The following is a 2747-nucleotide window of genomic DNA, read 5'->3' on the forward strand; positions in this document are numbered from 1 at the left end:
ATCAGGTAACAGCCCCTGCTTTTCCAGGGCCAGAAGAACTCTTTCCAGACCAGTGGCAAAGCCCACAGCTGGAGTAGGGTTACCCCCCATCTCCTCAATAAGGCCATCATAACGGCCGCCGCCGGCCACCGCACTCTGGGCCCCCAACGGTGGGTACTTAACCTCAAAGGCCGTCTTGGTGTAATAATCCAGTCCACGAACCAACCGTGGATCCAGCTCAAACTTAACCCCCGCCTTAGTGAGATGCTTCTGCAGCTTTTGGAAGTGATCGGAGCACTCATCACAGAGACAGTCTGTAATCTTTGGTGCCTCCTTCATATAAGGCTTTTCCGCATCCTTTTTGCAATCCAGGATACGCATTGGTGCCCTGTCAAACCGGCTGCGGCAGTCCTCACACAAATCATCCAGCCTGTCCCGGAAAAAATCCTGCAGCATAGTGCGGTACTTGGCACGACAGGTTGGACAGCCCACGGAATTAATATAAAGCTCCAGATCATTAAGGCCAAGGCCCTCCAGCAGCTTCATGGCCAAAAGGATAATCTCAGCATCCACAGCTGGATTGGATTCCCCTATGGCCTCCACCCCAAACTGGTGGAATTCCCGCATACGGCCGGCCTGAGGGCGGTCATAGCGGAACATGGAACCGATATAAAACAGCTTGGTAAGGCTATTATCAGCATAGAGCTTATTCTGCAAATATGCCCGGACAGCGGAAGCAGTATTTTCCGGACGCAGGGTAATGCTTCTGTCGCCCCGGTCAGTAAAGGTGTACATTTCCTTGTCCACCACATCGGTGCCTTCACCGATTCCCCGCTGAAAGAGCTCTGTGTGCTCAAACATCGGCGTTCTGATTTCCTGATAGCCAAACCGCCGGCATAGGGAACGGATGCTATCCTCCACATAGAGCCAATCACCCACGGTGTCCGGCAGTATATCCTTGGTGCCCCTTGGAGCATTTGTCAACATATTCCTAAAACCTCCTTTGCTTTGGAAAAAGCAAGGTAATCTGTCTATAATTCAGGCTGCCCGTAAGCCTCTTTTATAAGGGCCGCCCGTTTATCAATGTAAATATCAATATCCCTGAGATAGGTAATCAAATCCTTGGCATTAAATGAGGATTTCAGCCGCTTGTCACGGAAATTTACCACCTTGCTGGTGGCCGCCCCTCCAATGCCCAATATGGTCTGATGCTCCTCCATTATCTGGATATTGTAAATGCTTTCTGCCCCCTTGCGGCAGCAGCCCACATTTTCCAGCTGGCCGCTCATATATCCCTGACGATAGAGATAATACGGTTTCATGCCGGCTTTGTCAATATAGCCCATGGCGGTACGAAACATCTCCCGGCAGGTCTTGTCATCCGGCAGCTCATATTCCTCCAGGTTCATCTTAAGAACTGAGCCCCGCTTCAGGGCCAGGGAATGAAGGGTAATGTCATCCGGGCCAAGGGCCACTATTTTCTTCATTGTATCCTCAATATCAGCCACCCTTTCACCGGGAAGGCCAATAATAAGATCCATATTTATTTCCGGAATCCCGGCCGACCTTAATTCCTTAAACATGGTCACAATGGCCTCCGGCGTATGATTACGGCCGATACGCCTCAAGGTACGCAGCTGCATGGTCTGGGGATTTACACTGACCCTGGTAACCTGCATATCCACCATGGTCTTAATCTTATCTGGGGACATGCTGTCCGGACGGCCTGCTTCTACAGTGAACTCAATAGTATCCTCACAGTAAAAAGCCTCCCGTACTGTGCCAAGCATTTCCCGGAAATATTTATCCGGCAGGCTGGTGGGAGTACCTCCCCCCACATAAATGGACTGAACCTTAAAGCCATAGTCTGCCACCGCCTGCTTTACAGCGGCCAGATCCTTATGGAATACCTCCATAAACTCATTTAGGCCCTCTTCCTTGGGAAGAATATTGGCCGGGAAGGAGCAATAAAGGCAACGGCTCAGACAGAAGGGAATGCCTACATAAATGCTGATGGTCTTTTCATCGGATTGGGCCAAAAAAGGCAGCTGGCGGATAGCCATGTCCACAATGGTGGCAGCCTTTTCCTCGCTGGCCTCATAGTCGCAAAGCAAGCGATTCACCACCTCATCCCTGGATAAGCCGCTATCCAGCAGGCGGTGAACTATCTTGGTGGGCCGAACCCCGTGAAGAATGCCCCATGGGGCGGCTTCAAAGCCAAATTCCTTCCTGAAGAGCTGATATAAATTCAGCTTTATAAGCCGATGCTTTCCAGCGGCAAACCGTTCATCACTGCGGCCCCTTGTGGTCTGGGTCAGATGAAGTCTTTCGCCCTTTATCCCAACCATATCTATAACCGTCTCCACCACCGGAACCTCCCCCGGCTGCAGATTGTTTTCTATATTCAGCGATTTCCAGTCGTAGGCATTTTCACAGCCCGTCACAATCTTAAAGAGATTGAGTATTTCCCGGACCACCTTCACCACAACCTGGTCATCACTATTTAATGTAAATTCCTTAATGTTCAAGCTTCTTGGCACACTCCTGACAATAGCCATAGAACAGCACCTGATGGTCGATAATGTTGAAATTACAGGTTTCAGCTATTTTCTCCTCCAGCCCCTCCAACATATCCTCAGAGAATTCTATCACCTTATCACAGCCCTTGCAGATAAGGTGATGATGCTGATGGCCGCTTTCGTCAAATTTCTTCAATTCATACCGGGCCCGCTTTTCCCCGAATTCCATTTTTTGGAGAATATTCATTT

3 protein-coding genes are annotated in these 2747 nt (G+C 49.9%); all 3 read right to left on the bottom strand.

Going from position 1 to position 2747, the window contains the following annotated elements:
- A partial coding sequence (gene hisS, locus Q0Y54_RS12535) for a histidine--tRNA ligase (protein ID WP_297968644.1) occupies window positions 1-966 on the bottom strand: 966 nt, incomplete at its 3' end.
- Between the two features lie 44 nt (window positions 967-1010).
- A complete protein-coding gene (gene hemZ, locus Q0Y54_RS12540; RefSeq protein WP_297968648.1) occupies window positions 1011-2507 on the bottom strand; it encodes a coproporphyrinogen dehydrogenase HemZ in 1497 nt (498 codons plus the stop codon).
- Window positions 2497-2747: Fur family transcriptional regulator (locus Q0Y54_RS12545; protein WP_297968651.1), on the bottom strand; the 251-nt coding region annotated here is incomplete at its 5' end. The genes Q0Y54_RS12545 and hemZ, both read right to left, overlap by 11 nt.

The organism is uncultured Anaerovibrio sp. (assembly GCF_947302755.1).
Taxonomy (GTDB): domain Bacteria; phylum Bacillota; class Negativicutes; order Selenomonadales; family Selenomonadaceae; genus Anaerovibrio.